The organism is Paenibacillus qinlingensis (genome assembly GCF_031455095.1).
Classification (GTDB): domain Bacteria; phylum Bacillota; class Bacilli; order Paenibacillales; family NBRC-103111; genus Paenibacillus_E; species Paenibacillus_E qinlingensis_A.
The window spans coordinates 481,279-504,506 of record NZ_JAVDSB010000002.1; the positions used below are offsets into that span (position 1 = coordinate 481,279).

Genomic DNA, 23,228 nt, shown 5'->3' on the forward strand with positions numbered 1-23,228 from the left:
AAGCTCCTTTTTACAACCGTTCGTGTTTTTTTTACTTTTATGCGCTGCTAGTGAAGTCCTCTCGGACTATGGTATACCGCCATGCGCGCCAACTGCTCCTTAGGAACAGCTGACCATGCATCCCGCGCGGGCATAAGTCTATCTTTGTCCACTGCCGGGTCGTTGCTTCGCGTCGAAAGTCTCCGAATAAGTTGCTGGCGCCAATCCGCCAAAACATCCTTCGCCTGTTCTGTTCGGTCCATCAGCTCATCGGGATCGGAAGCGATATGAAACAGCAGCTCCGTCCCATCCTCTTCATACCACAGATACTTCCATATCCCGTCCGTCATCATAAAAGCTCGCTTGCGCGCGGGCCCGAATTCGCCAAGCACGGTTTCCCGAACGGCCGCTGTCGGATCTTGCACCAACGGCAGCAGGCTGAGGCCATCCACTGAGCCTGAATAGTCGATCCCAGCGATTCCTAGGCACGTTGGCAGCAGATCCTGAAGACCCACGACTGCTTCGCTCGTATTTCCTGGATGGAAGGCATAACTCGGCGGCGGAGTAATGATATATGGAATATTCGCCGATCCACGAAGTAGGTTCGACTTAGACCACAAGCCGTGGTCCCCCATGTTGTCCCCGTGATCCGAGGTGAAAATAATCCACGTCTCCTCCAATATTCCCGCTTCGCGCAGCGTTCCGAGAATGCGATTGATTTGGCGGTCCACATGGGTGATCGATGCATAGAATCCACGGGACGCTTGGTCTACCGTCTTCTTGGACAGGCTGTTGCCGTGCCACTGAGCCAGATTTTCCTGATGTACTGACGGATGGCGGTGTACCCAATCCCCCATGGCGGGTGCAAGCATCTCATCACGTTCATACATATATAAATCCCGAAGGAGCGGAGTTAGTGGCGGATGCGGTGCTGTGAATGAAGCCCACAGAAATAATGGCCGTGTCCAGTCACGCTGCTTAATCGCCTTGCAAGCCTCCGTCCCGATCCACTCCGTAGGGTGCAAATGATCAGGCAGATGCCAAGGCGTCATCGTAATCGCATTATTGGACATGCCATGGGCGAAAGCTTGGCCTGCATAGCCTTGCTCCGCCAGCCACTGCTCATAATCGTCGTAGCCGTGATTGTGACCGTGTGCCTGACCGAACAGCCGTCCCTCTTCACAGAGCCGCATGCTTTCGAAGCCATAATGGCAGCGCTCGGGATACACATGCATCTTGCCGACGCTCTTCGTCTGGTACCCGGCATCTTTTAACAAGCCGGGCAGCGTGTCTTGAACCGGTAATTCGTAACCTTCTCGATACGTTGTGATGCCAAGGCTATGGCCTTCAAGCCCAGTCATAATGGAAGCACGCGCCGGAATACACACAGGCTGAAGCGAATAGCCTTGGGTGAACCGTATGCCTCGCTTGGCAAGTAAATCGAGATGAGGCGTCTGCACAATCGGATGGCCGGCGCATCCCATTAAGTCTGCTCTCATCTGGTCACATGTAATGAGTACGATATGCGGGGGCTTTTTCATAACTTTGCCTCCCGAGCGAATTCCACTGGGTGTGGATGCTGGAATGCGCGTTTCAATCCCTCAACAGCAAAATCTTGATGCTCTACCGCCCAAGCCACAAGCCGTTTCCGCAAGTCCAAGGCAATCTCTCTATATTGTGGATCGGAAATCCGGTTGAGGAGCTCGTGAGGGTCCACTTCCAGATCATAGAGTTCATCAATTTCATGGGCACGGAACACATACTTGTACCGTTGGTCTCGAATCGCTCGGACCGTGTTCCAGTGGATGGTGGCGCCATGATGTTCAATGACAACCTCTTTTCGAGAGGGAAAATCTCGGCCGTACAAAGCAGGTGCGAACGAAACGCTGTCCAGCTCGGTATTCTTTTCAGCTCCTGCTAGATCTAGCACGGTGTTAAACAAATCGCACAAAGTGACGAGCTCTCGGCACTCACCTGCTTGAAAGTGATTTTTCCAATAGGCTACCATCGGAATTCGAATTAGATCCTCTAGCATAATCTCATTTTTCCCAATCATGCCGTGTCGTCCCATCATTTCCCCATGATCCGTAGTGAAGAGAATAATGGTATTGTCCAGTAGTCCCCTTTGTTCCAGATCATCAACGATTCGGCCGACTGCGTCATCCACTAGGGTAACCGCACCGAAATAGTGTTGCAGCAAACCTTTCATCCGTGGCCAATCGTTCTGGATCCGGCAAAAGTTAATATCGTTATAATGCTTGCTGTACGTCATCGGCTTATCGGAATAATCGTCGTTATAGCTGGGCCAAGGTTCCAGCTCCATCGAGCTGTACATGGAGGCATAAGGCTCTGGCACAATCCAAGGCACATGCGGCTCATGACAGGAAGCGAATAGAAAAAATGGCTTCTCGCTGCTGCCGTCGTACCCATCCAGCCAGTGCCCAATCTCCTTCGCCAATCGGAATACGTAGGAATCCTCCGCTGGATAAATGGCGGTAGCCGCAATCGTCTTCTTATTACCGTTCCACTCTTCAATTACAGCTTCATTCGTGTAATTACCCTTGCTATAGCTCTCCTCAATAGGGAGAGCATTGTCAAAGCCATGCTCCAGAGGTGAGCCTGAGCCTACATGCCACTTGCCCCCGTACACCGTCTCATAGCCTGCTTGTTGCATGGCACTTCCAATCGTCACGTCCTCTACCGCCAAACTATCCTTAATTCGCATAAGCGAATGCGCATTTTGTACGAGCTTATGCTGATGGGGGTTCGTACCCGTCATTGTAGAAGCCCGAGCTGGCGTACACATGGGGCAAGGTGTGAAAGCACTTGTAAAGGTGACCCCCTCCTTCATAAGCCTATCAATGTTCGGGGTCTTGCAAAGCCCATTGGGGCCGATTGTTTCCGCATGCTGCTGATCCGTCATGATGACGAGAATGTTAGGTCTGTTCATGGTTTCGTCCTCCGCGTTCAATTTAAGAGAAAGAGCCGTTCCGATGCTGTCTGCTAGACAGAACGAATGACGGCCCTCCTACCCTGCTATTTCTTCAACGCTTTGTAATCATTGTCGGTGTAGTCCTTCGACGGATCCCAGTTCGGGAAGATGAATTCTTCCGGCGTAATCTTAGCGCCGCCTTGCTTCATTTTATTAATACCATCCTGCAAGCCTTTATTCAGCTTCTCATCGTATTGCTTGAGCAGGCTGTCCGCGTCCTTCTGTGCACCTGTTAAAAGCATCTGCAGAATGTCATTCATCGTCGGCTTCACATTCGGCTGATCAGCTCCTCCAACCTCGGCGATTACTTTGGCTGCTTCAGGATTTCTAACCGAAAATTCTGGACGTACTCGCAGCAAATCCTGGTGCAGTTTCACAAAGGTCGCGTATTCTGGATAAGGATACAATGACTTATTATCATTGAGCTTGGCGAACGGCGTGAGCGCAACTCCGCTTTTCATATACTTCTCGTAGAAGCTCTGTGAAGCTAAGCCTTCTTCTATAAATGTACCAATGGCTTCCGTATTCTTCGAGGTTGCTGAGACTACGAAGCCCGATGTGTAATTAGCTGTAATATAACCATTCATTGCCGGCTTCCCGTCTGGTGTTGGAAGAGCAGCGATGCCGAAATTCGTGTCAGGCGTGTCACGCTTGATCTGCCACATTCTCCAGCGGCCGTCCAAGAGGAAAGCGGCTTTGCCCGAGCCGAACAGCACGCCTGCTTCGGCACTCTTCAGCGTATACGACGAAGGAAGAATACTTCCGTCTTTCTTCATATCCATCAGCAGCTTGATGCTGTCTGTGAATGCTTGTGTTGAGAACGTATATTTCCCCGTCTTATAGTTGTAGCCTCCTGCATCCTGTGTGGATACGCCGGCAGCGAAGCCTTTCACGGCATTGGTCAAGTAGTTGTTCTGTCCTCCGGCAAACACTAAGCCGAAGACGTCACCCTTCCCTTTATCGGCTACCGCTTTGGACATCGTACGCAGTTCGTCCCAAGTTTCCGGTGCCTTTTCCGGATCCATGCCGGCCTTTTTCAGTACATCCTTGTTAATATAGAGCATCTGTTGGAGTTCTGGACCGGTAATCGGCCAGCTATATGTTTTACCGCCAATTACGTTGACCCCGTCCGAGAACGATCCCGGATAAAACTGCTTCTTCCAGTTATCAGACACCAGTCCGTCCAGAGGACGCACCCACTTCGCTTCAATGACTTGTCTTAGATCCATGTTCTGCGGGAGTGCGAATAGGTCGGGCATATCTTGGGAGGTGAACGCCGCCTGCATCGCCGTATTAAATTCAGCCCATGGCATATAGCGAATTTCTACTTTTATTTTACCCTTGTTTTTTTCATTAAACTCCTTCACCATTTGCCCGCCTGGACTGTCATCACCCTTCAGGAAGTCATTGCCACCCCAAAGCTTTAAAACCACTTCTTTCTGTGGTGTGCTTGCCTTCGTCGTCTCGCTGACCTTCGAATCCGCACCCTTGCTACAGCCTGCTGCAATTGTACCGACTAAGAGCATACTCATTAAGACTGATACGCTTTTACGCATGGTGTACCCCCTGCTTACGTTTGATTTGTCTTGCTTAAGTTAAGTGTAGTAGCTTTGAAGGCCATCATATAGACTATCTTTTTTACATTTAGGGTGCTTTTTTTTACTTCGAAAAGGAAGCTTAAGGCTTCTTTAGGGCAATAATGCCGCGCCCCCCGAGGCCTACATACACTTGATCCTGATTGCGGTCGCCTTCTAGTACAGTGGCTCTTCCTATGAGCTTATCATGAATCTGTGTCCAGTGAAGTCCATTATCATCGGAGCGGAAAATGCCCTTCGTATCCGAGCCGTCATTCAATACGCCATACAAGTACAAGGCCGAAGTAGACGAAGTTGTTCCTTTACCAAAAGAGAACAAGTACGCTTCTTTCACCGTATTCAGCTTGGTAAAGCTATAGCCGGCATTGGTCGAATAGAGAAGTCCGCCCTCGTCCAAGCTCATCCACACCTCGCCATTGCTGTTCGGTACCGCTTTGACCGAGAATACCCCGCTTGCATGCGTTGTCAAATTAGTCGCAGGGGTACTTAAGAAGGTAACGCCATTATCGGTACTGCGGTAGAACGTACCCGGATTGCCAGCAACGCCAGGCTCATAGTAGTAAAATTTACCATTTACTCGATCTGCAGCAAGCGGCTGCTTCATCCGATCCCACTCACTGACAACGACCCTTGGATACACAGTGGTCGACCCTTGCTTGAAGGTGACATCGTTCCAAGTCGTACCCCCGTTGGCTGTATATTTCGCATTATAATTCGTTGGTGTTCCGTCCTGCGCCGGCTCGTTACTAGGTACCCAGACGATGGTGTTTGGATCGGTTTGCGACATCGCAACGCGTCCTCCGCGGAAATCCGCAGGCAGACCTGTTACGACTGGATTGCCCCAAGCTGCGATCGAATCAATTCCGTTGCCGTTGGTGGTGGAATAGAAGAAATTGCCCACATTCGCGTTACGCTTTTCCGTTACCCTGACAGCCAGATTCGGGTTCGCTTCATAGAAATCAATGGAGAGTGTATCCTGTTCCGAGAATCGGAATTTTGGAAAGTTAGAGGCACTCATCGCTATATTTTGCGTATCATGCCAGAATCCGCCCTTATCCGCTGCTCCGCTTAATAATCCTCTATATTGACCTGGCTGCCGCTCGCCCGGTGTACTCTTCAGCGCATGAAAGGAGACCTCCTCATGGCCCAGCTCTATCGCTGTCCAAGAGGTTGATGCTGCCGGCAAGGCCGTTATATTATCCGTTCGCCATACACCATTGAAGGCCGTATACCATACGCGTGAAGAACGTCCACTCGTCTGATGGAACGGATCAATGGCAAGCGAAGAAATCTCAGCCCCCCAGAAGGACGGCGGCCACCAACTCACTGGCGTTTTGATCGTATTACTGTTGTCTATTTTCATCCACGACGTATTGCTCGTGCAAGAACCTGGATTTCCTTGACTTGTTGAACGGAAAAACATACTGTTGTTATTCCTGTCCTCTCTCGCCACCATGACCGTATTTCCCGTAGGGTCCGATGGGTCCACACTGACGCCAGAATAACTGAACGCCCCTTCACTGTTATAAGTAAAATCGCACTCCTTAGGCGTAATATCCGTCCATGTTGTGCCGTCGAAACGCTCGACTCCACCTTTGTACTGTGGGATTCCAGTAGCATAATCCATTTTCCCAGCGTATGTGACATAGAGGTTATGATTGACGGGATCGACAGCTGCCCGAATTGGACGGTGATAGGTCCCGCTGAGTGCATGGCCCGTAAGCAGTTGGAAGTGATCTCCCCCATCGATGCTGCGCCAGACTCCCCCGTTACCGGGGCTTCCGTCCTCGAATACGCCGACGTAGATGGTCTGCGTCCTCACGCCAGCTGCTTCATTCTTACGATCGAAGAGAACAAAGGTGATGCCCACGGCATCCGAAGTTCCGTTCGCTTTGGTATAGGATCCCCCTACAGCAGGGAAGACTGTGGCATCGACTCTCCGCCATTCATTGGAGCCGACCGGCTTCTTCCAAAGCCCATCCCGACGGGAACCGAAATACGCAATATCTGCGCCTGGATCAATGGCCAATCGCTCCCCAGCCCAGCGATACTCATAATTGCCCCCCATACTGAGCGATTGATCCGCACCCAGATTGGTCGTATTGTTATAGGCTGCGTTAATATTCATTAAGTTCCAGCTGCCCAGCTGTCCTTTGGACGTGGACTTGTAGATGCCGCTCGGTGGCACAATGGCGCCTGGCACGAGAGGCTCGACAGCCATATCTCTCCCGAGTGCGGTATAGACAACATTCGGATCTTTTGGATCAATGGCAATGCTCTCGACGCCGTATAAGTTTTCCTTATCCTGCTCCCAATCAAACATCTGCACCCACTTATCCGTTCCTCCTGTCGTGTCCAGACGGAAAGCTCCCCCAACATCCGTACGCATATATACGATATCCTGCGTGGTCGGATGAACAATCATCCCGGTCACAAAACCTCCGCCGCCAATCGGCATTTGATTCACCGTGTATGGCTGAACCGCATCAACAGCTAAAGCCGACGGAACACTCGTTATCATCAGGGATAGTCCTAAGAACGTGGGGATACCCACTTTGCCAAACACACTTTTTAACATCATATCTCCCCATTTCGAATAATTGAAAAGCATTAACCCAGACTCATTGTAACCGCTTTCTCTAATTGAAAAATAGAAGGATATTTTTACTTTTGTGCGTGTATTTTTTACTGGGTCTCAATCTGCCCCCTTAAATGCCATGCGAAATGCACTTGGAGAAACACCATTGAATTGCTTGAACGATTTACTAAAATGGTACTCATCCAGGTAACCGCATACTTCAGCGATTTCTTTGACAGAGAAACTGGAATACATTAAGTAATGCCGGGCATGCTCATGGCGAATATGCGTGTGATAATGCTTAGGACTCATGCCAACGGCTTTATGGAGCATTTTGCGTAAATACGACAAGGAAATCCCGAAACGTTCGGCTAATTCGTGAATTTTGAAATCGGTATTGTAGGACGTCTCCAAATATTGTTTGACTTGTTCAACGGCTCCATGGGCCGATTCCACTTGGCTTTCCGTAGCCGAATGCAGATCATAAAGGAGTGATAGCAATTTAGCTTGTGAAAGCATAGCCCCACCAGCTACACCGGGTACCCAGCTTCGATAAATATCTTGGAAAAGCAAACTAAGCTCTCTCATTTTGTCCGAATGGAAGGTTCGAAGAAAGGGCAGTTCCAACTGGGTCACACGCGTAATTCTCAACGAGGGCTCATCGTAGTCTACTTCAGCACAATCGAATAAAATCATCGTCATTTGCAAGGGATACAGCTCGTCCGATTCCATGTCCATTTGAAGACCGGGCAGCATATAGGCGAGCATCCCACCATGTACGGGATAAGAGCGGTCCGTATGAAACGTTCCTCTCCCTTCGTGTATCCAATAAAGCGTATGCAATCCTGTCGTGTTCCGTTTGTCTCTCCAGCCAGGGGCCGTAGGCTTATCGAGTACCCAGCGAATATGGAGGTTTAATTGATTAGTATTATACATCGACGCTTATGCTCCTTATTAGAATTTATAGTTCAACTTTACTGTAATAGGAGCGTTTTTTACAAGTAGGAAGCATTATTTTTCCATTCTCAAGATCAGGTATTCGGTATTAAAATGTCGGTAAATAACAAATCCAAGTTGATACTAGGAACCAATGGGAGGTACTTCACATGATTAGAACGTTCGCAGAACATCACATTCGCCAAACACAAGAAATAAGCGGTCAGTGGGATTTCATCAAAGACCCTAGCAATATCGGCATGCAGGATGCCTGGTACCAGCAGTTTCCTACGCCAGAAACCAATCTCTTCGTCCCGGGCTGCTGGAACAATGAATTCGGTTTATATGATTACGAAGGTGTGGCCTGGTACCGGACTAGCTTCGAGTTGTCTTCACCGGAACATTTGCGCCTCGTCTTTCATGCGGTGCTCGGTCATGCAGACATTTATTTGGATGGTGTGCATCTCGGGTATCATTACGGCGGATATTCGCCATTCCAATTTGTTGTCCCGAACGCTGCAGCAGGTATTCACGAACTGATCGTACGCACGGACAGTACATTAACCAGACAAACGATTCCGATCGATGTCGTCGATTGGTTCCATTACGGCGGTATTATTCGCCCTGTTGAGCTTCAATTCATTTCGGATGTTTACATTGAAAAGCTTTGGGTTGACTATACATTAGGCAACCAAGCGAACGCAGATGTTTCAGTAAACGTCACCCTACGCTCACTGACAGACAGTGCGCAAACGGTACCACTTACGCTGCAGGCAAATGGCGTTAGTTTCCATCAGGAGAACGTCATTGTCCCTGCTGGCCAAGCCCTCACTGTGGAAATCAAACAGACTTGGGATAAGGTTCGACTGTGGCATGTTGGCAAAGCCGAGCTCTACACAATATGTGCTTTAACTGGCTCTGACGATGTCATCGACCGGATTGGTTTCCGACGTATTGAAGTGAAGGATCGGCGGATCTGTATTAATGGGAAACCCATCTACTTGCAGGGCGTCAATCGCCATGAAGAGCATCCCGAATGGGGCTTCGCTTTCCCTCCAAAGCTCATGAAAAAAGACTTAGATTTAATTAAGGAGCTGGGTTGTAACACCGTTCGTGGCTCCCATTATCCACAAAGTCAGTACTGGATCGATTTGTTAGATGAGCATGGCTTCGTCTATTGGAGCGAAATTCCGATGTGGGGCGCGCATATGCCGAAGGAAGTGACGACAGATGCCTTATTTCGCTCACGTGCGATGCAGATGGTTGATGAAATGATTGAACGCGACTTCCATCATCCGAGCATCGTGTTCTGGTCGGTTCACAACGAAATCGACACGACCTGTCAGGAGGCACTGGATATAACCCTGCCTATGATCGATCTAGTGCGGAGCAAAGATTCTTCCAGACTAGTTTCCTATGCGACCATGCATCCGTTGAATGACGTGCTGCTGCCTCACTTCGATATCATTGGCATCAACAAGTACAATGGCTGGTACGAAGGCAATGTGGAGGGCTTCGAGACAATGCTGGAGCAGTTCCACGCATACGCGGAATCGATGGGAGCTGGAGATAAGCCGATTTTGATGACCGAGTTTGGCGCTGCGGGAATTTATGGCGATACCGGCTGGGAGCCACGCCTGTTCAGCGAGGATTACCAAGCGCACGTCCTAACGGAAGCCCTGCGTATTTTCCGAAACGATCCAAAAATCGGCGGCACTTATATCTGGCAGTTTGCTGACGTCCGTGCCGAATTGAAAAGCCATAAAACCAACTTCCGTGACCGTGCAAGAAGCTTTAACAACAAGGGAGTGCTGAATGAATTCCGCAAGCCCAAGCAGGCTTATCGCGTAGTCAGAGAGATTTATAAGTCTGGCGATACGAAATAATAACAAAAAGCGGCAGTCGGTCAGGTTCCGGCTGTCGCTTTTACATGTATGGCGCTTTGGACAGGATAATCTTCCTTACTTCCAATACCTTCTAGAAACGCAATGCTCTTTGCTCAGCTTACATGTGCTCAAGTCAACAATTTCAATACATTTCATGGTTTCTGGGGAATGTATCATCTGATCGTCTCCCATGTAAATCCCTACATGGTGAATTGCTCCCGTTCCTTCTTCATGAGCGAAAAAGAGCAAATCCCCCGGTTCCAGCTGTTCCTTGTCAACGAGAGTTCCTTGCTTGGCTTGGTCCGAGGCATCTCTTGGTATTAGAATCCCAAAATATCTGTGCATGGCATAAGCAAAACCGGAGCAGTCATAACCATAAGAGGACACGCCTCCCCATAGATAAGGGAGATCGAGGAACCTCCTCCCCTGCTCCACGATCCCCTGTCCCACGTGAGCTTCTCCCGCTTTGGAAGCTAAGGGACCATCCACCCAGCGAATGTCATCCCCTTTTAAATATCCGATCCCTTCTGGAGTCTGCACTTTCACCCATTCATTATTTGCCTCTAGCATAGGAAGCGAGGTCAGATAACTCAGCTCGATCAACCGTTCGGACGGATTTTTATATAACCATGCTTTATCAGAGATCACTTCTGCTCTCTTCAATTCAAGAGGGGATTCCGCCTCTACAACTAGCTGGCAGCTTGGTACCCAGCCCGGATATCCCAAAGTATCCTTGCGTGTTCCCTGCTGAGGGATTTGCACCTTGCTCCAACCTTCACGTTCTTCCACGACAAGCACAGAGGTACCATAAAGAATTTGTGTTTGAACCCGGTTCGCTAGACACAAATCCAGCTTATCACGAAGCGTCATGCAGCCTAGCCATTCTCTTAATTCGACTGGATATGTTAATGCAGGCTCATCTATAGGCCGAGGAGATTGCGGCTTCGTCCATACTGTTGCGACAGAGACAACGACCGTCATTCGTTTCAGCCTGCTCATGATCCCACTACACTTTGGCTGTGGACCACGTCAACAATACCAAGTCCCGCAGCTCTAGGGAAAGTCATTACCCTTCCGTCATACTGTACACCGCCTACTACAATATCTTGAAGCATCATTAGCGGAGCATCGAAATCGAAACGGGTGATATTTTTCTTACTAGCAGCAAAATGAGCTGCAGCTGTTACGGCCACACGGGACTCGATCATACTTCCCATCATGCACGCCACACCGAATTCTTCCGCAATTTGATTAATAATTTGCGCTTTGAATATACCGCCAGATTTCATCAATTTGATATTAATCAGGTCGGCAGCGCGATTTTTCAACACTTCAAAGGCTTGAATTGGAGAAAACACACTCTCATCCGCCATGATGGGAGTTTCCACATGATCTGTAACCATTTTCAATCCTTCGATATCAAACGCTTTCACTGGCTGCTCGACCAGCTCAATATCAAGTCCTAAATCCTCCATACGGCGTATCGTGCGAATGGCATCCTTCACTCCCCATCCTTGATTCGCATCTATGCGAATTCTCACGCTGTTACCTACGCATCTGCGGATTTCCATTATTCGTTCAATGTCCTCTTGCAGGTTATCCTTGCCAACTTTAATTTTCAGTACATTGAAGCCTTCTTGTACGTAACGAATCGCGTCTTCTCCCATTTCCTTTGGGGAATTGACGCTGACGGTAAAGTCTGTTTCAATCTGATCCTTATATCCTCCAAGGAACTGGTACAACGGCAGACCACAGTTTTGCGCAACAAGATCGTATACAGCCATATCCACTGCCGCTTTAGCACTGCTGCTCCCAATCATCGATTGATGAATCTCTTGCAGAATGCGTTCGTAAGCTAGTAGGCTCTTGCCGATTAAGATGGGGGTGAACGTATGTAAGATCGCCGAATGTATACTATCCAAGCTGTCACCTGTTATAACGATGGTCGCCGGAGCCTCCCCCCAACCGACTCTGCCGTCGTTCGTCTGAATTCGAACAATAATAGACTCCGTTTTATAGACAGTACGCAGTGCTGTTTTGAACGGTTTTTTGAGCGGAGTCGACTGTCGCATGACTTCAACACTTTGAATAATGTTCATATTCGTTGCCTCCATAAACGGTCAGCTAAAAGTGAGTATTTCACTGTGCGTGATACTGTTCGATTACCGTTCGAATCTTTCCTCTGGCAAGTTCAATGAGGTGAACTGTTTTCTCCAAGTCCAAACCCGTTTTTTGCATCACGATAGCGGTTCGAACGTCTCCTCCCGCACGAGTGATAAGCTCCTCAGACTCCCTATAGGTAATGCCTGTCAAATTCATGATGATTCGTTTTGCGCGTTCTTTAAGTTTATAATTGGACGCTTTCAAATTCACCATTTGATTGCCATAGACTTTCCCAAGCTTAATCATGGTTGCTGTTGAGAGCATATTAAGAATCATTTTCTGTGCTGTTGCGGCTTTCAGTCTAGTAGATCCTGTAACCACTTCGGGTCCAACAACAACATTTATAGCTACATGGACGCCATGATCTATGAGGGATCTTGGATTACATGAAACCGAAATCGTCTTTGCATGCTGTGCTCTCGCCTCTTCCAGGACTCCGATGACATAGGGAGTTCTTCCACTTGCAGCTATGCCTACCACAACGTCGCCAGCTTTGACCCCATATTTAATTACGTCCTCTTTGCCCAATTCCGGGCGGTCCTCCTCTCCCTCAGCAGCCTGTACCAGCGCATTGTAGCCCCCTGCGATCACACCTTGAACCATCTCAGATGCTGTCCCATAGGTAGGCGGGCACTCCGAAGAATCCAACACGCCCAAACGACCGCTTGTACCCGCACCAAAGTAGAAGAGCCGACCTCCCCTTTCCAAGGAAGCATGTATAATGTCAATAGCTTGTGCTATGTTTCCCAATGCCTGTTCTACAGCTAAAGCTACTTTTTTGTCTTCGTCATTCATCAAATTCACAAGTTGTAAGCTATCCAACTCATCTAGCTCTAGAGCACTTGCGTGACTCATTTCGGTTGTAAGCTCATCAAGTTTATCAAGCATGCTTATCACCCCTTCAATTTTGAAAAGATCCGATTATGATGCATTCTGCGCCATTGTTTGATTTGTAGGCTAACAGTTGGGTTCACCCGGTTGGTTAAAGTAATTAATGTAGCCTGACGAAGCGGATCATGCCAAATCGAGGTACCCGTAAATCCTGTATGGCCATATGCTTCGGGTGAAACCAGATCGCCTCCGGTACATCCGGATATCACCGCACTCATGGTGCCTCCTGTCGGAGACACTTCCCAACCAAGCCCTCTCTGAATCGAAGACAATGTACTTGTATGAGAACGGGTTGCAAAATTACAAAGAATGGGATCGATACATCCGTTTTCCGCTTTTCCCGTCCACATTTTCATATAGTTCTGCATATCCGAAATGCTCGCGAATAATCCAGCATGGCCGCTAACCCCATCCAAGCCGTAATGGGCATTTCCGTCATGGACGGTTCCGCAAATGACGCCTTGCCGCCATGGAAATTCATCAACTCGGCGAACTAAATGGGGATAAGCGTTATCCTCAGTAATCATCGCCTGTTCAAAAATATTCCCGTCTTCCGTTGGGGCTATGTTCGCAGCTAGCGTAGATAGCTGTTCCAGCGGTTTGTAAGATGCTGTAGCCATTCCATTGGCTTGGAAAAGCATTCTTCTGGCAAGTTGATCGAGAGGCTCATTCCAGACGCTTTCAATAATGAAACCGAGCAGTATAAATCCCAAATCACTATAAACAACCTGGTTTCCCGGTTTACCGACTAATGCTTCTTCTGCAATCAAGCGAAGATAAGACTCCCTGCCATTACCTTGTAGGTAAAAAGGTCTCCATCCTGGCAATCCCGAAGTATGTGTTAGAAGATGGTACACTGTAATCTGCTGCTTACCTTCGATATCCTGTCCTTTTGCGAGCTCAGGAAGATAGGTCAGGATCGGGTCGGTTACAGATAAGCGGCCCGTCTGCACGCTGAGTAAAATAAGCGGCAGCGCTACAACTACCTTCGTAAGTGAAGCCAGATCGTAAAGGGTATCCTTCTTAACAGGACTATCTTTACGACCGGCTTCAAAAGTACCTCTAGTAATAACTATGGGAGGATAGTTCTCGACTTCCAAGCTGCAAATTCCCCCCGGGAATATGCCCTCTTGGATTCCCCGTTCTATACTTAAGGAAATTTCATCAACGATAGCTTCAATTTGAAAGGGAACATCCTGTTTCCTCATCCCTTTGGCCTCCGATTACTTAGTATTGAAATCTGCCAATGTCTGTAAATCTTGGAGGGCATAATCGGGATTCACAGCATCTATCGGAATCGTCGATGAACCGCTTGGTCCGTACAGCCAAATCGTTTTCATCCCAGAAGAGCTACCTCCGGCGATGTCCGTATAGAGATTGTCGCCAACCATCACACAAGCTTTAGAACTTCGTATCCCACACTTTTCCATTGTGAGTTGGAACATGTATGGCGCCGGTTTACCGAAGTAATCGACCTTCTTACGCGTAATAGCCTCCACCGGCGCATATAAAGCTCCCGTTTCCAACACTTTCTGCCCCCTGTTCCCTGGATGGGTCAGATCGGGATTAGTCGCTAGCAACGGCGTACCACGATCTGCTTCTTCTACAAGGAATTGAAGTTTGTTGTAATCGAACTCGGTATCCCTACCAACGACAACCATCTGTGCCTGAATGGTACTGTCTAACGGAAGCACATCATGCCCATATTGCTCTAAAGCTGCATGCAGCGACGGACTGCCAATCACTTTCAGTGTCTGTTTTCCATATGTCTTTAACAGATGAAGGCCTACAAGCTCCGTTGCTGTCATTACATGTTCCGGTCGGACCTCCAGCCCCATTCTAGATAAGCGAGCCGCTACTTGTACGCCCGAATCAGTTGAGTTATTCGTAACAAATCTTATTTGTTTCTTCTTCTCTTCCAGAAAATGAAGCAGCTCTTTGGCTCCTCCTGCTAATCTATCGCTAAAATAGATGCACCCATCCAGATCGAAAAAAACGGCTTCTGCTTGAAGCAGCGTTTCCCATGCGCCAGAAACTGTTTGATAATCAAGCTCTTGTTCTTGCATGACTACTCGCTTCCTCTCGCTAGTTGGAGTATTTCCCCGTCGGCATTCGGTAATGTCGTACCGAACCAGCTCGCAATTGTAGGCGCCGCATCAATAATGTTAATTTCTGACAGCGAAAGTCCTTGCCCCAGCTCCGGTCCGGCAGCTACGAACATCGCTTTCATCGCATCCCGATCGGCAAAATAGCCGTGCATCCCGGTAAATTTCGCCCGTTCCACCGTGACATCATGACCTTTATGCCCAAAGTTAACAAAACAATCTAGTTCCATTTCAAACACAAAATCAGGTTTAAATCGGGCATGCTCATCACCGACAGGAAGCCCCCATAAGGCAAAGTCGTCATCGGACTCGAGCAATCTCACGACTCCTTTGGTCTCCGCTATGAGTGAACGCACTTTTGAGCGAAGTACTTCACGCTTTATCGGATCCTGTTCCAACAAATAGGCGTATCCGCTTCCACCATTGGAGACCGCCATAACCTTGCTCTTTTCTGGGTGCTCTTCATCGAATAAACCATGCTGCTTAAACAATACGTTAGGATAAAATGTCCAAAGTGCATCAGAGAAACCATGATCAGACATAACGACCACGTAAGTATCTTCTAAGCGACCTGCTTCCTCCAATTCCTTGAGGAGCTCACCGATTCGCTCGTCCGTGTAAGTCAAGGACCAATCAAGTTCAGGAGAATTCGTTCCGTAGTCATGCTGGTAGCTGTCTGGAAGCAGATAATGAACAAGCATCAGATTCGGAGAATGCTTACGGATAAGATGCTTAGCCACTTCCGTTGTCAGCCAATCCTGCATCTGTCCACGTGCATGATCTTTGCTCCAAGGTCCATAACATTGCATGGGAAGTCCAAGCTCCACCAATTCCTTCCACAATTCCGGCGTACTGCCGGACTCCATTAACTCTTGTTCGTAGCATTCAGGGATAACGAAATCCAGACTTTTAGCGCCAAACGTCTTAGGCCAACAAATCGCTGCAGTCGTTCCGCCCAGCCTTTTAACCGCATCATAAATCGTTTCACTATGAACCGATTCTTCTTTCGGATACATGCGTTCTCCAAAATGTTCTCCGACCGCGTTGGTTTCTCTGTCAATGACCCAATTTCCCAACACCCCATGTTTACGGGGATCTGTTCCGCATGCAACGCTAGTATGAATCGCCCAGGTAGCCGTAGGAGTAATGCTTCTCATTTTAGCTTTTACGCCTCTCTCCGCAAGCTTTTTCAAGTTGGGCATGGGTACGTTTTCCCGATTCCAGCTATTGTAAGATAATCCATCAATGCTTATCACTAATACTGTAGGCAATTGTGCTTTTTCTTGTCCGGACATTGTAGGTGCCTCCCAATAAAAAATTATTATTTTACGTGAATTCACGAGGATGGCGGCGTTTGAGTTCAGAGACTGCATGCCCCCTGCCGGTTAGTTCCAACCTCTCCGTATAATCCTTTAAATACCCTTTCGCGTGGAAGGGGCCGCCTTCTTTCATGACCGTCCACAATGGATCTGTATCGAACGGCATTGACTTCATCATGTCATCGTGCCATTGAGTTAAGTAATACACAGCATCCTTGCAAATATGCCTATACTGTAAAGCGACATTGTTCAGCTCCAAGGGATCCTCACCCAAGTGAAATAGCATCTCATCGTCAAATAAGTGATAGCCGTCATGATAAGTGCGAATATACAGCCAATCTCCGAATCGGACGCTTCTTTGACAGACGTGCGCACATTGGGACACAACCAGATACTCCCGTCCAAGCAACGAAGAGGATTCCTCCTTCATTACGGCAGCATAGCTCTGTCCGTCCCAGCTTGGCGCAGGAGTTTTTTGAAATAGATCGGCCAATGTCGGCAATAAGTCCAAGTGATAATGCAAGCCTTCGTCAACAAGACCTTCTGGGGTACCGGGCCAGCGAATGATCATTGGGATACGGCAAGTACCCTGATCGGCTGTTCCGTGTTCTCCGTATATGCCTAGTTGGCCCATATTTTCTCCATGGTCGGAGGTAATGATGATGACTAGGTCTTCCAGAACGCCTTTGGAAGCCAGAGATTGAAACAACAGGCCGATATGATCGTCCATATGGCGAATTCCGCAATCGTATCCATCGATCATCATTCGCATACTGTCCATATCGGTAATTTCGCCTGGGTAACGCGGGTATTGCGGGTACGTATGATTGTCAAACATATTAATTTCATGAACGCTGTGGGGTCCAACTTTCTCCTTATTGCGCTGAAGATTATCTTCTGTACACCAATCCGGCAATGATTCATCCTTAAATGGATTTCCGAAGCTTTCCGGTGCTCTGTATGGCGTATGCGGGTCCCAATAATTCACATACAGGAACCAATTGTCTTCTTCACCATTCTGTTCAATCCACTTCAAGACGGAGGGCGTCACCTCTTCTGCGGACTCCATCCCTCTTCTTCCGGTGTTGTGCATTTCGTTGAACCCTGCATAGAACGACCAGGAAGCATGCCTTTCGGCAAAGGGACTGATTAGAATCGTTTTCAATCCGACAGTACGCAAAAATGCGGGTAAGCTGTCTTTGGACAGCTGATCGCGAAATCCACGCTCTGCCCCTTCATAACGGACATCTGCCGCAGTTCCCCCGTGGCCAACGACACCGTTATGTATACCGAATCGTCCCGTCATCAGCGCCGTTCTGGAAGGGAAACAGGGAGCGTCTGATGTATAGTAATTCGTGAATCGGGTTCCTTGATTAGCTATTGCGTCTATATTTGGAGAGGTGTTTCGGTGATACCCGTAACAACCCAAATGTTCAGGATTTAACGAATCAAGATCTAGCAGCAATATTCGCATAATAACTACAACCTCCTATGGATTAGCCTTTTACTGAACCTAGAAGCATTCCCTTGTTGAAGTATTTTTGCATAAAAGGGTAAACAATCAACAGCGGGAGCGCCGTCAAGATGACTGCAGCCATTTTAACAGCCGGTCCGAATTCAAAACTTCCTGCTTGGTTCTCCATGCTCGATTCCGATACGATCAGCATTTGTCTCAGAAACACTTGCAGAGGCCATTTCGTAGAATCATTGATATACAAGATGGCTAAGAAATAAGTGTTCCAATTGTGCACCGCATAAAACAATGTGAACGTAGCAATGGCAGGCATGGACAGCGGTATGACAATCGTCCAGAATAGGCGCAGTTCACTACAACCATCCATCTTAGCTGCTTCCTCGAGCTCAGGTGGAATGTTCTGAAAGAAACTGCGCATCACAATTAAGTTGAAAGGCGCGATGGCGCCTACCAGAAATAAAGACCAATAACTGTCCAGCAAGTGAAGTTCTCGTACGACCAGATACGTGGGAATCATTCCCCCGCTGAATAGCATCGTGAACAATACAATAAAATTCAGTGTTCTGCGTCCTTTCAACCACGTTTTGGATAGCCCATATGCCATCAAGCTGGTAAACACAATATTAATTAGTGTTCCTACCACCGTGATGACAACGGAATTAGAAAAGGCCGTTTTAAAATTCTCGTTGCTGAGCAAATAACCGTAGGCATCAATCACCCATTCGTGCGGAATAAGAAAAAAACCTCTGGTTACAATTTCGTGTTTGCTTGAAAAAGAACTGATTAACACATACAGAAGAGGCAGCAGTATTAGGATTAATGTAACACCTAGCAAGCCGTAAACAAGAGTGGTGAACACAGCATTTTTGCCCCGTGCATCGAATTTACGCATCATTAGTACACCCCCTCCTCTCCAACCTTTTTAGACGCGAAGTTAGCAATAATGATGAGAACAAGTCCAACAACGGATTTGAACAGCCCAACAGCCGTTGTATAACTGAATTCTCCCTGCATAACCCCGTTCCGGTACACGTAAGTGTCGAACACATCAGAGACTTCGCGATTTAAGCTGTTCTGCATGAGATATAGATGTTCAAAGCCAATCTCCATCACACTTCCGAGTCTTAAGATAAATAAGATAATAATCGTCGTGCGCAACGCTGGCAGCGTAATATGCCAAATCTGACGCCAACGTCCTGCTCCATCCACAACTGCTGCTTCATACAAGCTCGGATCTACCGAAGCAAGCGCCGCAAGGAAAATGATCGCGCTCCAGCCAGCTTCTTTCCAAATATTTTGAAACAAATAGACATAGCGGAAATAATTCATATCAGTCAATAGTTCGAGTCTAGGTAAATTCCAGTTCGCGAGCACTTGATTAATTCCGCCGCTTTGTGTGGCAAACAGCAACACTGTGATGCCGACAATGACAACCCAGGATAAGAAATGCGGCATATAGACAAGGGTCTGCATCGTTTTACGAAACCAGGATACTCTTACTTCATTTAATAAAACAGCAAGAAGAATTGGTATAGGGAAAAACAGAAACAAATTGAATGCACTGAGAATCATCGTATTTTTCAACAGCAGCAAAAAGTCCTGTTCGGCAAATAAATTCTTGAAATGCAGGAGTCCAACCCAAGGGCTGTCCTGATAACCTAGAAACGGGTCGTATTGCTGAAAGGCGATGACAATGCCTGCCATTGGCAAATATTTGAACAACAGAAAAAACAAAAGTCCTGGTAAAATCATCACATATAGCGGAATTCCTCTGGTCCATTGTCTCCATACAAGTCGTTTAGACATGATCATTCTTCACCTCCTAATAGAGAACCCTCCAAAAAGGAGGGCTCACGATTTTTATTTAGATTTCACGTATTCCGCATTCATTTCTTCTACGATTTTATCTCCACCGCCTGTTTTCCAAGCTTGTACAGCTTTATCGATAGATTCCACAGGTTCCTTACCAGAGATCACTTTTACCAAGGTATCCACATATTTGGCGTTGAGCGGAGTTGATAACTTGGCACTTGTTTCCGGGTTAAAGGCCGCACCAGGGTTATAAATAGGGAACTTGGCATTGTTCGTGTATAAATCCTTGATTTTAGCAACCAAATCTTGATTGTCCCACTTACGAATAAGGATCATCGGGTCATATCTTCGTAGGAACCACGACGGAAACAAGTACGGACGATCTTTGTCAAATGCATCAAGCTTCTCGAATTTCCCGTCCGCTGTCTTCTTGTAGTGAACACCCTCAATACCATGGCGAGTCAAATTGTCGCCTTCATCGGATAGCAGATAGTCCATAAATGCCAAAATGCGGTCTTGCTTCTTTTTATCAATTTTGGCATTGATGACAAATTTGGTGGTGCCCGGCGTGAAGGTTTTCGTTCCACGTTGACCCGTAGGTCCCTTAGGAGGATCGATTTGAAGCACTTCGGCTTTCGGTTGTACTTTCATTAGAGCGGGTTCAACTTTATCGTAATATTGGTTCGGGTTGATCCAGCTGATGCCAAGCTTACCTGCCGTAAACTTCTCAAGTGGATCGCCAATTTTGTTAATCGCAAAATCTTTGTCAAGAACGCCCTCTGCATACGCTTTGCGGTAGTAAGAGGCGAACGCTTTCGTTTCTTCTACTTGCTCTTGCACAGGAACAATCTTACCGTTTAGCTCTTTCCATGCATTACCTAAGCCAAATGCATATCGAATATGGTCATTATCCGTAAAAGCTCCTGTTGCAGCTGTGACAGCAAAAGACATTCCGATCGTATCATTCTGCCCGTTTCCGTCTGGATCTTTTGTTGCGAATGCTTTGGCAACTTCATACAGTTCGTCTGTCGTTGTTGGTACTTTCAACCCAAGCTTATCCAGCCAGTCTTTACGAATGACGAGAGAATCCCGGATATCCGTAGAATAATAAGGAAGTCCATAATACTTGCCTTTCGGGCTCATAAATTGGAACTGGTTCTCAGGAATATATTTCTTTAAGTTTGGATACTTATCGATTTCAGGCTTAAGATCCATAAACAAGCCCTTGTCGATCCATTTCGCGAATTCAGCTGTATATACCATAAAGACGTCCGGAAATTCGTTCGAAGCTGCCATGACATTTAGTTTCTCTTTGTAATTGTCACCGGGCACCCACTGAATCTTCAGATCAATGTTAAGCTTTTTGTTGATTTCGTCAACAATCGGATTCTTTTCCGGCCACCCTCCGCCTTCCCAGCTGTTGGTCATCATTGTAATCGTCAGTTTTTCTGCTTTGTCATCTTTCGCCGTCGCTGCTGCCGTGGGCGTACTTGTACCTGCAACCGATTGCGTCGCGGGTTCTTTACTGCTGCAACCAACTAAACTAGAAGCCAAAATCGCAAGTGATGACGTTGCTAGTAGCCATTTTCTCATTGTCTATTTCCCTCCAATATGGTTAATCTTTTATGATTTAGGTTCATTATATCGAAAACAAACATGCCGTTCGTTACACAAAACCTTGTTTTCTTCTCCTATTCTATTGACTCCAATTCATGGGATGAAGAAATACGATAAGGTATTCTCACCGATATGACAGATCCTCTTCCGGGATACGAAGTCAGCGTAATGCCATACTCCTCTCCATATTTCATGACGAGCCTAGCATGAACATTCGTCAATCCTAATGAATCCTGTTTTACGATCCCTTCATCGATGTGAGAGGTCATGTAGGTTAACCGTTTCTTTAGTTCCATAATTTCAGATTTCTCGAATCCAGGTCCATTGTCTGTAATTTCAATAATGAGATCGTTTTTTTCGGTATAGGCGCTAACCAGAATACTCCCTCTTCCGCCTAATGGCTCTATGGCGTATTTAACTGCATTTTCAACAATGGGCTGTAGCGTAAGTTTGACAATTTCAGATGATAGGTACTGTTCCGGAACTACAATTTCACTTTGAAAATACTTAGGAAACCGAATATGAATAATCTCCAGATATTTTTTCAAATGATGAAGTTCTTCCTTTAGCGATACCGTCATCTCCGTCCATTTCGCCGTATAGCGGTATAAGTCAGCCAAATTGCGGGACATCGTTTCGATCATGGGAACATTTTCTAAATAGGCTAGACTGCGGATAATTTCTAATGAATTATAGAGCAAATGAGGGTTTATTTGATTTTGCAGAGCATGAATGACGGCCACTTTCTGTCGAAGTTGACTCTGCACCTCCTGAACCCTTAAATCCGCAACAGTCACCATCAAGTCGTTCAACTGTTGAATCATGACATTAAAACTGAGATTCAATTGCTGAAACTCGTCATTTCCAGGTATCATATCCGCTCTAACGTCTAAATTGCCTTTAGCGACTTGACTCATTAATCTTTTTAGCTTGCGAATTGGCTGAACGAATCGAAAAGATAATAAAGGGACCACCAGCACAATGCCTATGAAAATAATAAAGATCACAATGTACGTAGAATTTCGGGCTGCAACAAGTCCGCTGTTCATTTCGTCAAAGGGAACAAGAGTAACGACAGACCATCCTGTACTTTGAGATTCAATTACTGCATGCAGCATTTTCTTGCCCTGCCACAACTGCACCGATGTTTCCTCTGATTTCTTCAGATTAAGCGGAGCTAGATCTGTCTCAGAGCGTGGCAGTCCAAGCCACTTACTCTCAGGGTGGTAGATGACAACATCGTCTTTGGATAAGATGAAGAATATTCCTGTTTTGCCTAGGTTGGAACGACTAAATGTTGCATCTAATTCGGTTAGCTTCAGATCAATAATGAGCATCCCGCTTAATTCCAGTGTCCTTGTGCTGTATATCGGGACTAGCAACGTCAGAATAGGTTCTCCATCCGATTGATTATTTGATAACTTATGCGTCTGCATAACCTTCATCTCTGGAACTAATGGAAGCTCGGACCACCGTTGTTGCTGCTCTATTTTTTGTGATCCATAATAGTCTGTAATCGAAGCAAGTCGTCCATCTTTGGACAGCAGACCCATACCTGCAATTTCCGAGTAATTGAGGGCAATATATCTTTTCAAATCTTTTCCAAGATCATCAATATCGACAGGCGCTTCATTGGAGAGCCATTGCTGGACAATCTGGCTTTGCAGCAGCGAGGAGGACGAAAGACGAATCTGCTTAAAATAATATTCCATATGATGATTCAACCGGGTTACCGCTTCTTTAGAGATATTGAAAAAATCTTTTTCAACAGCCTTACTGTAGTAGACATTTGAGAAGTAACCGAGCAACAGAATGGAAATCAGACTAACACTCAAAAAGGCGACGGTCATTTTCACATTAATGGATGTGCTTTTCACCCTC

The 23,228-nt window shown here is 47.0% G+C and carries 17 protein-coding genes; 1 reads left to right on the forward strand and 16 read right to left on the reverse strand.

Annotation, left to right across the window (positions count from 1 at the left end; translation table 11 throughout):
• Positions 1–47: 47 nt before the first annotated feature.
• The 5 genes from J2736_RS09995 to J2736_RS10015 form a co-directional block, all read right to left on the reverse strand.
• Complete coding sequence (locus J2736_RS09995) at positions 48–1,520, reverse strand: sulfatase-like hydrolase/transferase (protein ID WP_310225998.1); 1,473 nt, start codon at positions 1,518–1,520, stop codon at positions 48–50.
• Positions 1,517–2,929, reverse strand: a complete 1,413-nt coding sequence (locus J2736_RS10000; protein ID WP_310226000.1) for a sulfatase-like hydrolase/transferase — start codon at positions 2,927–2,929, stop codon at positions 1,517–1,519. Before J2736_RS10000 ends, J2736_RS09995 begins: the two co-directional genes overlap by 4 nt.
• A gap of 86 nt (positions 2,930–3,015) precedes the next feature.
• Complete coding sequence (locus J2736_RS10005) at positions 3,016–4,527, reverse strand: ABC transporter substrate-binding protein (protein WP_310226002.1); 1,512 nt, start codon at positions 4,525–4,527, stop codon at positions 3,016–3,018.
• A gap of 121 nt (positions 4,528–4,648) precedes the next feature.
• Positions 4,649–7,177: a WD40/YVTN/BNR-like repeat-containing protein gene (locus J2736_RS10010; protein WP_310226004.1), complete on the reverse strand. Its 2,529-nt coding sequence runs from the start codon at positions 7,175–7,177 to the stop codon at positions 4,649–4,651.
• An 84-nt stretch (positions 7,178–7,261) separates the two neighbouring features.
• Positions 7,262–8,080: a helix-turn-helix transcriptional regulator gene (locus J2736_RS10015; RefSeq protein WP_310226006.1), complete on the reverse strand. Its 819-nt coding sequence runs from the start codon at positions 8,078–8,080 to the stop codon at positions 7,262–7,264.
• A 170-nt stretch (positions 8,081–8,250) separates the two neighbouring features.
• Here J2736_RS10015 and J2736_RS10020 point away from each other — a divergent pair, with 170 nt between their 5' ends.
• On the forward strand, positions 8,251–9,966 hold the full coding sequence (locus tag J2736_RS10020; protein WP_310226008.1) for a glycoside hydrolase family 2 protein: 1,716 nt from the start codon (positions 8,251–8,253) through the stop codon (positions 9,964–9,966).
• Positions 9,967–10,041: 75 nt separating this feature from the next.
• Here the strand turns inward: J2736_RS10020 and J2736_RS10025 are convergent, their stop codons facing one another.
• From J2736_RS10025 to J2736_RS10075, 11 genes are all read right to left on the reverse strand, one after another.
• Positions 10,042–10,965 (reverse strand): C40 family peptidase, encoded by a 924-nt coding sequence (locus tag J2736_RS10025; RefSeq protein ID WP_310226010.1) that lies wholly within the window; start codon positions 10,963–10,965, stop codon positions 10,042–10,044.
• Positions 10,962–12,065, reverse strand: a complete 1,104-nt coding sequence (locus J2736_RS10030) for a dipeptide epimerase (RefSeq protein ID WP_310226012.1) — start codon at positions 12,063–12,065, stop codon at positions 10,962–10,964. The genes J2736_RS10025 and J2736_RS10030 overlap by 4 nt, the downstream gene beginning before the upstream one ends.
• Before the next feature lie 40 nt (positions 12,066–12,105).
• Positions 12,106–13,017 (reverse strand): N-acetylmuramic acid 6-phosphate etherase, encoded by a 912-nt coding sequence (gene murQ, locus J2736_RS10035; protein ID WP_310226014.1) that lies wholly within the window; start codon positions 13,015–13,017, stop codon positions 12,106–12,108.
• Between the two features lie 5 nt (positions 13,018–13,022).
• The gene (locus J2736_RS10040) at positions 13,023–14,228 is read right to left on the reverse strand and encodes a serine hydrolase domain-containing protein (protein WP_310226016.1); all 1,206 of its coding nucleotides are present in this window, start codon (positions 14,226–14,228) and stop codon (positions 13,023–13,025) included.
• Positions 14,229–14,243: 15 nt separating this feature from the next.
• On the reverse strand, positions 14,244–15,086 hold the full coding sequence (locus J2736_RS10045) for an HAD-IIA family hydrolase (RefSeq protein ID WP_310226018.1): 843 nt from the start codon (positions 15,084–15,086) through the stop codon (positions 14,244–14,246).
• A 2-nt stretch (positions 15,087–15,088) separates the two neighbouring features.
• Positions 15,089–16,420 carry an alkaline phosphatase family protein gene (locus tag J2736_RS10050; protein WP_310226019.1) on the reverse strand — a complete coding sequence of 444 codons (1,332 nt, stop codon included), beginning with the start codon at positions 16,418–16,420 and terminating at the stop codon, positions 15,089–15,091.
• Positions 16,421–16,451: 31 nt separating this feature from the next.
• Positions 16,452–17,918, reverse strand: a complete 1,467-nt coding sequence (locus J2736_RS10055) for a sulfatase family protein (RefSeq protein WP_310226021.1) — start codon at positions 17,916–17,918, stop codon at positions 16,452–16,454.
• Positions 17,919–17,940: 22 nt separating this feature from the next.
• A complete protein-coding gene (locus tag J2736_RS10060; protein WP_397340451.1) occupies positions 17,941–18,810 on the reverse strand; it encodes a carbohydrate ABC transporter permease in 870 nt (289 codons plus the stop codon).
• A 2-nt stretch (positions 18,811–18,812) separates the two neighbouring features.
• Positions 18,813–19,724 carry an ABC transporter permease gene (locus tag J2736_RS10065; RefSeq protein WP_310226025.1) on the reverse strand — a complete coding sequence of 304 codons (912 nt, stop codon included), beginning with the start codon at positions 19,722–19,724 and terminating at the stop codon, positions 18,813–18,815.
• 54 nt (positions 19,725–19,778) lie between these two features.
• Positions 19,779–21,323, reverse strand: coding sequence for an extracellular solute-binding protein (locus J2736_RS10070; protein WP_310226027.1), 1,545 nt, complete (start codon positions 21,321–21,323; stop codon positions 19,779–19,781).
• Between the two features lie 98 nt (positions 21,324–21,421).
• Complete coding sequence (locus J2736_RS10075; protein ID WP_310226029.1) at positions 21,422–23,224, reverse strand: cache domain-containing sensor histidine kinase; 1,803 nt, start codon at positions 23,222–23,224, stop codon at positions 21,422–21,424.
• Between the last annotated feature and the right edge of the window lie 4 nt (positions 23,225–23,228).

Bases quoted from the DNA above. Each gene is read 5' to 3' on its own strand.
- J2736_RS09995 (WP_310225998.1), bottom strand. From the start codon at position 1,520: ATGAAAAAGCCCCCGCATATCGTACTCATTACATGTGACCAGATGAGA.
- J2736_RS10000 (WP_310226000.1), bottom strand. From the start codon at position 2,929: ATGAACAGACCTAACATTCTCGTCATCATGACGGATCAGCAGCATGCG.
- J2736_RS10005 (WP_310226002.1), bottom strand. From the start codon at position 4,527: ATGCGTAAAAGCGTATCAGTCTTAATGAGTATGCTCTTAGTCGGTACA.
- J2736_RS10010 (WP_310226004.1), bottom strand. From the start codon at position 7,177: ATGCTTTTCAATTATTCGAAATGGGGAGATATGATGTTAAAAAGTGTG.
- J2736_RS10015 (WP_310226006.1), bottom strand. From the start codon at position 8,080: ATGTATAATACTAATCAATTAAACCTCCATATTCGCTGGGTACTCGAT.
- J2736_RS10020 (WP_310226008.1), top strand. From the start codon at position 8,251: ATGATTAGAACGTTCGCAGAACATCACATTCGCCAAACACAAGAAATA.
- J2736_RS10025 (WP_310226010.1), bottom strand. From the start codon at position 10,965: ATGAGCAGGCTGAAACGAATGACGGTCGTTGTCTCTGTCGCAACAGTA.
- J2736_RS10030 (WP_310226012.1), bottom strand. From the start codon at position 12,065: ATGAACATTATTCAAAGTGTTGAAGTCATGCGACAGTCGACTCCGCTC.
- murQ (WP_310226014.1), bottom strand. From the start codon at position 13,017: ATGCTTGATAAACTTGATGAGCTTACAACCGAAATGAGTCACGCAAGT.
- J2736_RS10040 (WP_310226016.1), bottom strand. From the start codon at position 14,228: ATGAGGAAACAGGATGTTCCCTTTCAAATTGAAGCTATCGTTGATGAA.
- J2736_RS10045 (WP_310226018.1), bottom strand. From the start codon at position 15,086: ATGCAAGAACAAGAGCTTGATTATCAAACAGTTTCTGGCGCATGGGAA.
- J2736_RS10050 (WP_310226019.1), bottom strand. From the start codon at position 16,420: ATGTCCGGACAAGAAAAAGCACAATTGCCTACAGTATTAGTGATAAGC.
- J2736_RS10055 (WP_310226021.1), bottom strand. From the start codon at position 17,918: ATGCGAATATTGCTGCTAGATCTTGATTCGTTAAATCCTGAACATTTG.
- J2736_RS10060 (WP_397340451.1), bottom strand. From the start codon at position 18,810: ATGCGTAAATTCGATGCACGGGGCAAAAATGCTGTGTTCACCACTCTT.
- J2736_RS10065 (WP_310226025.1), bottom strand. From the start codon at position 19,724: ATGTCTAAACGACTTGTATGGAGACAATGGACCAGAGGAATTCCGCTA.
- J2736_RS10070 (WP_310226027.1), bottom strand. From the start codon at position 21,323: ATGAGAAAATGGCTACTAGCAACGTCATCACTTGCGATTTTGGCTTCT.